At 64.7% G+C, this 712-nt stretch carries 1 pseudogene; it reads left to right on the forward strand.

The window, feature by feature from the left end:
* Positions 1-712: pseudogene (locus tag ACTJK0_RS21410) on the forward strand (pyruvate dehydrogenase (acetyl-transferring), homodimeric type); the annotation flags it as partial.

The following is a 712-nucleotide window of genomic DNA, read 5'->3' on the forward strand; positions in this document are numbered from 1 at the left end:
CCTCAAGCGCGGCGGCCACGACTACCGCAAGGTCTACGCCGCCTACAAGGCAGCCACCGAATTCAAGGGCAAACCCACCGTCATCCTCGCCCACACCGTCAAGGGCTACGGCCTCGGACCGCACTTCGAGGGCCGCAACGCGACCCACCAGATGAAGAAGCTCACCCTGGATGACCTGAAGAAGTTCCGCGACCACCTGCGGATCCCGGTCACCGACGAGCAGCTGGATAAGGACGCGTACCGTCCGCCGTACTACCACCCCGGCAACGACGCACCCGAAATCAAGTACATGATGGAGCGCCGCGCCGCCCTGGGCGGTTCGGTCCCCGAACGCCGGAACACGCACGCCGAAATCGTGCTGCCGGATGCGAAGTCCTACGAGGTGGCCAAGCGCGGTTCAGGCAAACAGCAGGCCGCCACCACCATGGCATTCGTCAGGCTCCTGAAGGACCTGATGCGGGACAAGAACTTCGGCAAGCACATCGCCCCGATCATTCCCGATGAGGCCCGCACGTTCGGCATGGATGCGTTCTTCCCGACGGCGAAGATCTACAACCCGAAGGGCCAGAATTATCTGTCGGTGGACCGGGACCTGGTCCTGGCCTACAAGGAATCCCCCGCCGGGCAGCTGATCCACCCGGGCATCAACGAAGCCGGCGCCGTGGCAGCCTTCACCGCCGCCGGAACCTCCTACGCCACCCACGGCGTACCC

Source organism: Paenarthrobacter sp. 22069, from assembly GCF_052046035.1.
In the GTDB taxonomy this organism is placed as follows: domain Bacteria; phylum Actinomycetota; class Actinomycetes; order Actinomycetales; family Micrococcaceae; genus Arthrobacter.